The sequence below is a fragment of the Plesiocystis pacifica SIR-1 genome (genome assembly GCF_000170895.1).
GTDB classification, from domain to species: Bacteria; Myxococcota_A; Polyangia; order Nannocystales; family Nannocystaceae; genus Plesiocystis; species Plesiocystis pacifica.
Genome location: NZ_ABCS01000205.1, coordinates 1 through 6,590, shown reverse-complemented (window position 1 = coordinate 6,590; position 6,590 = coordinate 1). Strand labels below are relative to the sequence as shown.

Genomic DNA, 6,590 nt, shown 5'->3' with positions numbered 1-6,590 from the left:
TTTCGGGGGGGGCTGGATCGCTTTGAGGAGCGGGGGCGGCAGGATCGGAGCCGGGTGGTGGCGCACGGGCTGCGGATCTGTACGGCTCTGCGGGCGGCTCGGAGTGAGGCGCAGGGGCGACTAAAGGGGCGCTCGGGGAAGGCGGATCTCGGGCGACGTGTGGGGCGGGGGAGCAAGGGCGTCGAGGCGGTGGTCGAGGCCGCGGTCGAGGCTGCGGTGGCGGCGGCCGAGCCTTCGAAGCACGAGGCGACGAAGAAGAAGAAGAAGAAGAACAGCAAGAAGGCCGCGAAGACGAGCGCGGCGAAGAAGAAGGTCAGCAAGAAGACCTCGAAGAAGGTGGCCAAAAAGACGGCCACCAAGAACAAGACGAGCAAGAAGGTCAGCGAGAAGAAGTCGGCGAACAAGGGGAGCGCGACGGCGGCCGAGGCTGCGCCCGCGCGGGCCGAGTCGCCGAGCGCGGCGGAGATTCAGCGGCTGCGGGCGATCGCGGAGCATCGGCTGGCGTCGGCGCAGGTGCTCTCGGGGGTCGGCAAGCGGACGGCGGAGAAGCTGGCGGCGCGCGGGCTCGAGAGCATCGAGGACCTGGCCTACCTGCTGCCGCTGGGCTACGAGGACCGGCGCCAGACGACGCTGCTCTCGGAGGTCGAGGAGGGGGCGTCGGCGGTGATCCACGGGGTCATCCGGAGCTTCCGCCAGGGGTGGTACTCGGGGCGCTACTCGGCCACGATGCGCATCGAGCAGGTCCAGCCCAACGGGGCGCACCTGGGCCTGGAGGCGCGATGGTTCCACCGCGTGGGCGGGATGAGCCAGCGCGTGACGACGGGCGAGGAGGTGCTGCTCGCGGGGGTGGTCAAGCGCTTCCGGGGCAAGCTGAGCATGGTCCACCCGGACATCCTCGACGCACAGCTCGGGCTGGGCATTGCGACGCGCTACCCGGTGGTCGAGGGCGTGGGCCAGCGGACCCTGGTGCGGCTGTGCAAGGCCGCGGTCGAGCGGCTGCGGGCGGCGCGGGAGCAGGGCATCCTCCACGATCCGCTGCCGCCCGAGCTGGTCGAGCGCCACCAGCTCATCGATCAGCTCGACGCGGTGGCGTGGCTGCACGAGCCGCCGCAAGACCTCGACGAGGTCCAGCTCGAGGCGTTGATCCGTCGCAGCAGCCCGGCCCATCGGCGCTTGGCTTTTGACGAGTTCTTCTTTTTGCAGCTCGCGCTGCTGCGCCAGCGCGGGACCTACCGGGCGACGCCCTGCGCCCTGCCGCCCCTGGCCGAGGGCAGCTTCGACCGCGAGCGGCTCCGGGCCTGCCTGCCCTGGGAGCCGACGGGGGCCCAGTGGCGGGTCATCGACGACATCGAGGGCGACCTGAGCCGGCACAAGCCCATGCTCCGACTGCTCCAGGGCGACGTGGGCTCCGGCAAGACGGCGGTGGCCTTCGCGGCCGCGCTGGCGGTGATCGACGCGGGCGCCCAGGCGGCGATCATGGCCCCCACCGAGATCCTCGCCGAGCAGCACATGCGCGGCATGCAGGTGTGGTGCGAAAAGGCCGGGGTCCGCATCGCGCTGCTCACCGGCTCGACGCCCCGGGCCCAGCGGACCAGCCTGCTCGCGCTGCTCGGCGCGGGCGAGATCGATCTGCTGGTCGGCACCCACGCCCTGTTGGTCGGCGACGTCGAGTTCGCCAGCTTGGCCCTGGTCATCGTCGACGAGCAGCACCGCTTTGGCGTGGAGCAGCGCGGGGCCTTGCGGGCCAAGGGCGAGGCGCCGCACCTGCTGGTGATGACCGCGACGCCCATCCCCCGGAGCCTGGCGCTCACGGCCTTCGGGGAGCTCGACGTGTCGATCATCGACGAGCTCCCCCCGGGGCGGATCGCGCCGACGACCCAGGTGTTCGCGGGCGGGCGCTCCCTGGGCCGGGCCCGCAAGCTCCTCGCCGAGCGCGTACGCGCGGGCGACAAGGCCTACGTGGTCTGCCCGCTGGTCGAGGCCAGCGAGGCGGTCGCGGCCTCGGACGTCGAGGCCACGGCGGCGGCGCTGCGCAAGCTGCTGCCCAAGCACGAGGTCGCCGTGGTCCACGGGCGCATGGTCAGCCGGGACAAGGACGCGGTCATGGAGCGCTTTCGCAGCGGCGAGGTCCGGGTCCTGGTCGCGACCACCGTCATCGAGGTCGGCGTCGACGTGCCCGACGCCCGGGCGATCCTCATCGAGCACGCCGAGCGCTTTGGCCTGGCCCAGCTGCACCAGCTCCGGGGTCGCGTGGGGCGCTCGGCGGGGCACTCCCTGTGCCTGCTGCACACCGCGAGCGATCCGGCCTCGGACGCGGGCAAGCGCCTCGAGGTCCTCGAGGGCAGCGGCGACGGCTTCGTGGTCGCCGAGCGCGACCTCGAGCTGCGCGGACCGGGCGAGGTGTTCGGCACCCGCCAGTCCGGGGTCCCGCGCCTGCGCTTCGCCAGCTTCTCGGGCGAGGGCATGAAGATGCTGATCGCCGCGCGCGAGGCCGCGATGGCGATCATCGAGGCGGACCCGCTGCTGCGCGAGCACCCGACCCTGCGCCTGGAGCTGCAGCTGCGCACCGGCGACACCCAGCTGTGGGCCGGGGAGTCCGGCTGAGCGGCGGAGTTTGCACACGTCGCTCGCTCGAGCTGATTTGCACTTCGTGGTGAACCGTCCGCGAGCTTCGAGGACTGCCGGGGCATGAAGCTGCGTGTTCCGTCTTCGTTGCTGGCTGTGGTCCTCAGCCCCGTGCTCTTTGCTTGCCCCGCCGCGGACCTCCCGGCGGAGATTCCCGAGGAGACCGGGACCGAGAGCGCCGACGAGGGCGAGGACGACACGACCGAGGAGACGGAGACGGGCTCGGGCGAGACGGGCTCGGGCGAGCAAGGCGGGGAGTCGGGCGAGGGGGAGACCGCCAACGAGGGCAGCACCGGGTCGGCCGAGGGCGCGGCGGAAGAGGGCTCTGCCGAGGAGGGCGAGACCAGCGTGGCGACGGTCGGAGAGACCGCGGGCTTGCCTGAGGAGGCCGAGGAGGTCTGCGAGGCGGCTTGCGAGCTGGCTTCGACCTGTGAGCTCGAGGTGGAGGACTGCTTCGCGGACTGCATCCTGTGGCTGGAGGGGGTCGCTTCGGATCCCGATCTGGGCCCCGAGTGCGTCGACGCCGAGGTCGACTTCCTGGGCTGCATCGGCTCGCTGACCTGCGAGGAGTACGAGCAGTTCTCCGAGGGCCATCCGGAGCCCTACCCCTGCCAGGCCGAGGAAGAGGAAATCTGCGACGGCGGCGGGGACGAGTGCGAGGGCGCCGTGGGCATGGGCGAGAACCCGGGCGACTGCGGCTTCATCGAGACCTGCGCCGAGAACACCTTCTCCATCGAGTGCACCGACGGCGGCGGGTGCCAGTGCTTCTCGGACGGTGAGCTCATCGGCGGGTGCTCGAACGACGCCGAGGTGTGCATGGACGTCACCAACGACGTCGTGATCGAGTCCTGCTGCTTCGCGTGATCCTTCACGGAAAACACCGGGACCGAGCCGAAGCTCGCACACGCGGACGCGGCGAACGCGTTCGCGTGCTTCGTGTACACGTCGGGCCATGAAGCGGCCTTTCCCGTGTTTTTTGCTGACGCTCGCCCTCAGCCCCGTGTTCCTCGCTTGCTCCGCCGACGACGAGCCGGAGGAGATGTCCGACGAGGCCGAGACCGAGACCGAGACCGAGACCGAGACCGAGACCGAGACCGGCGAAGAGACGAGCGGCGGCTCGGAGGAGGCTCAGGCCGTCTGCGAGACCAGCTGTGAACTCATCGAGAGCTGCGACGCCGAGGTGGAGAACTGCCTCGAGGACTGCGTCAGCTGGCTCGAGATGGTGAGCGCGGACCCAGACCTGGACCCCGCGTGCGCCGAGGCTGAGTTCGCCATCTACGAGTGCCTAGCGACGCTGACCTGCAAGGACTACGCGCAGTACTCCGCGATGAACCCCGAGCCCTACCCCTGCCAGACCGAGGAAGAGGCGCTCTGCGACGGCTGATCGAGCAGCCAGCTAGTCGTCCGGTGCTCCCGCGGCGATCCACTCGCGGACCAGCGCGATGGAGGCGTCGTCGAGGAGCACCGGCGCGTTGAGGGGCATGCTGCTCGCGCTCAGGCCCATGGCCTCTCCCGGGGAGCAGCTCGAGACCAGCTCGTAGAGCCACGAAGCCTCGGGATCGCCGGGTTCGATCAAGCTCGCGCCAGGATTGCCGAGGACCTCGTGGTCGAGGAGCTCGGCGTGCAGATCGGGCGCCTGGAGGTTGAGGCCGGCGGCCTGGGCCGAGGCGCCGTGGCAGGCGTTGAAGGCACAGGACTGCTGGAACACGACGGCCGCGACGTTGCTGAGGCTCGGCTCGAGGCTGGGCTCGGCGAGAGGATCGTGGTCGACGCAGTCGGGGGCGGGATCGATGCCCTCGTCGCTGGGCGGGAGGTAGAGCGGCGTGAGCAGCTCGTCGACGGAGGGGGGGCCCTGGTCGGGGCTCTTGGGCAGGGCCAGGAAGGCGCAGGGACCCTCGAATTCGATGACGCCGTCGGCGTCCTGGCCGACGGCCTCGGTGCCGCCAACTACGGACACGTCGGGGATGTAGTCGGCCTCGACCAGGGCCAACATCACGCACATCTCCTGGTCGCCGATGCCCCAGCCGACGTTGACGTCGCGCCAGTTGTCGAAGCCGCAGCCAAAGCGCAGCTGCTCGATGCCCTCGAGGGAGACCGGCGGATCGAAGCGCTTGCCGAGGGAGTCGCCGGTGAAGCCCTCTAGCTCGAACAGGGTCTCGAAGATCGGCCACAGCGGGTTGGGCGTGCCCAGCTCGCCGCCGACCGCCGACAGCTCGAAGGACTCGCCGAGGCCGTGGAAGTGGGCGAGGGCGTGGTGCAGCACGATGGGCTGGGGGCTGACCTGGCTGTGCTGCTGGCCGAAGTGCTCGCACGCGCCGGTGAAGCGGCTGCGCTGCTGGGCCGGGATGTCGAGGTCGAGGTAGGTCAGCCGCATGGGGGAGAGCTGGGTCTCGACCAGGCTGGGGTGGACGAGCTCGAGGCTCATGGCCAGCTCGGTCTCGACCTCGGCCGGGCCGACGTTGAGCAGGTGCGTGGTCGCGATGACCTTGTGGCGCCGCGGGATCTTGATGACCGCGCCGTCTTGGGTCCGCTGGGTCTCGGAGAAGGACTGGGTCGACTGGGCGAACAGCACGGGGCCGAGGACCGACGCGCTGGTCTCCTCGAAGCTGCGCTCTTCGCAGTCGAAGAAGCCGTCGGGGCCGGCGTAGTGGTGCTCGGGGACGGCGAACCAGTTCGAGTGGTGGAAGTAGCCGTGGTTGTTGAGGGTCACGGCCTGGACGTAGACCGCGGCGTCGTTGTCGACGGTCCACTGCACGCAGTTCGAGATCTCCTGGAAGGGGGCGAGGGTCACCGGGCCGAAGTCGTGGTGGACCAAGCCCGTGAGCTCGCCGAGCTCGCCGCCTTCCCCCGTGCCGCCCTGGCCCTCGTCGTCCTGGCCGCCCAGGCTCCAGCCGTCGTCGACGTCGTAGCCGACCTCTTCCCAGGGATCGCCGTAGTCGGCCGAGTCGCCGCAGGCGAGGCCGCTCAGGCCGAGGGCGAGCGCCGCCAGGGGCAGCGGGAGTCTAGCGGGGGTCATGGGCATGGCGGCGGGGCAGCAGGGCGAGGGCTGCGAGGGGCAGCAAGGTGGCGGGGAGGGGATGTTCGGGGCCGCTGCGACAGGCGCAGCTCGCCGCCGCGTCGTCGCCACCAGGACCCTCGCTGGTGCCGGTGTCGGCGTCTGTGGGGCCCTCGTCGCCCGCGTCGTCGCCAGAGGCCTCGTCGTCGGACTCCTCGTCGCCCGCGTCGTCGCCAGAGGCCTCGTCGTCGGACTCCTCGTCGCCTCCGTCGCCGGCGCCTTGGCCAAAGGCGATCATGCCGTTGGGCGCGTCGGCGACGTAGTCCGTGTGGCCGGCTTCCCCCGGGCCGTCGAAGCGGACCCGCAGCACGAGGGGGTAGCCCTCGAGCTCGGCGGGGGCGCTGAAGCTGGGCCACGCGAGCGCGCCCTCTTGGTCGACCTCGGCGCTGGCCCAGCTCGTCCAGCCCGGGCTGTCCTCGAACTTGCTGCGTCGCGCCTGAAATTCGGCGGTGGTGCCAGGCGGCGCGTCGAGGCAGCCGGACAGCGGGGCCGCGTCGCCGAGGTTGAGGACCTCGGGGATCGGGTCGAAGGTCGCGGCGACTTGCAAGCTGGCGGGGTCGGCCTCGGCCACGGGCTGGTCGACGACGCGCACGACCCAGGGCGCGCGGCTCCACAGGTTGATGGGCGGCTCCCAGGTGTAGCCCGCGATCATCCACGTCCCGGGCGAGAGGCCGTCGAGGTCCCACACGACGGGCGCTTCGGCGGCCTCGAAGGTGATCGGGCGGCGCGCGTCGTCGGGGGTGATCCGCGCCCAGCAGCCCGCCCACTCCGCGCTGGTCTCGAGGGTCGCCTCGGGGTCGTCGAGCAGGGCCGGATCTTCGCCGACGGTGATGGCCCGCTCGAGGTCCGCGACGCTGACGTAGGGCGGCGGCGGGTGGCCGAAGGGGTACTGGCGGCACAGCGCGAGGAA

4 protein-coding genes and 1 pseudogene are annotated in these 6,590 nt (G+C 71.3%); 3 read left to right on the top strand and 2 right to left on the bottom strand.

What is annotated here, in order from left to right; all coding sequences use genetic code 11:
* The first annotated feature begins 159 nt into the window (after positions 1–159).
* From recG to PPSIR1_RS49875, 3 genes are all read left to right on the top strand, one after another.
* Complete coding sequence (gene recG / locus PPSIR1_RS41015; protein ID WP_006977245.1) at positions 160–2,604, top strand: ATP-dependent DNA helicase RecG; 2,445 nt, start codon at positions 160–162, stop codon at positions 2,602–2,604.
* 84 nt (positions 2,605–2,688) lie between these two features.
* The gene (locus PPSIR1_RS41010) at positions 2,689–3,489 is read left to right on the top strand and encodes a hypothetical protein (protein WP_157596527.1); all 801 of its coding nucleotides are present in this window, start codon (positions 2,689–2,691) and stop codon (positions 3,487–3,489) included.
* An 88-nt stretch (positions 3,490–3,577) separates the two neighbouring features.
* Positions 3,578–4,009 (top strand): hypothetical protein, encoded by a 432-nt coding sequence (locus PPSIR1_RS49875; RefSeq protein WP_198154736.1) that lies wholly within the window; start codon positions 3,578–3,580, stop codon positions 4,007–4,009.
* 12 nt (positions 4,010–4,021) lie between these two features.
* Here the strand turns inward: PPSIR1_RS49875 and PPSIR1_RS41000 are convergent, their stop codons facing one another.
* Both PPSIR1_RS41000 and PPSIR1_RS48965 read right to left on the bottom strand, forming a co-directional pair.
* On the bottom strand, positions 4,022–5,647 hold the full coding sequence (locus PPSIR1_RS41000; protein ID WP_157596525.1) for a c-type cytochrome domain-containing protein: 1,626 nt from the start codon (positions 5,645–5,647) through the stop codon (positions 4,022–4,024).
* A pseudogene (locus PPSIR1_RS48965) lies at positions 5,628–6,590 on the bottom strand (hypothetical protein); the annotation flags it as partial. The pseudogene PPSIR1_RS48965 and the gene PPSIR1_RS41000, both read right to left, overlap by 20 nt.

Excerpts from the sequence above, each read along its gene's own strand:
- PPSIR1_RS41010 (WP_157596527.1), top strand. The coding sequence starts at position 2,689 with ATGAAGCTGCGTGTTCCGTCTTCGTTGCTGGCTGTGGTCCTCAGCCCC.
- PPSIR1_RS41000 (WP_157596525.1), bottom strand. The coding sequence starts at position 5,647 with ATGCCCATGACCCCCGCTAGACTCCCGCTGCCCCTGGCGGCGCTCGCC.
- PPSIR1_RS49875 (WP_198154736.1), top strand. The coding sequence starts at position 3,578 with ATGAAGCGGCCTTTCCCGTGTTTTTTGCTGACGCTCGCCCTCAGCCCC.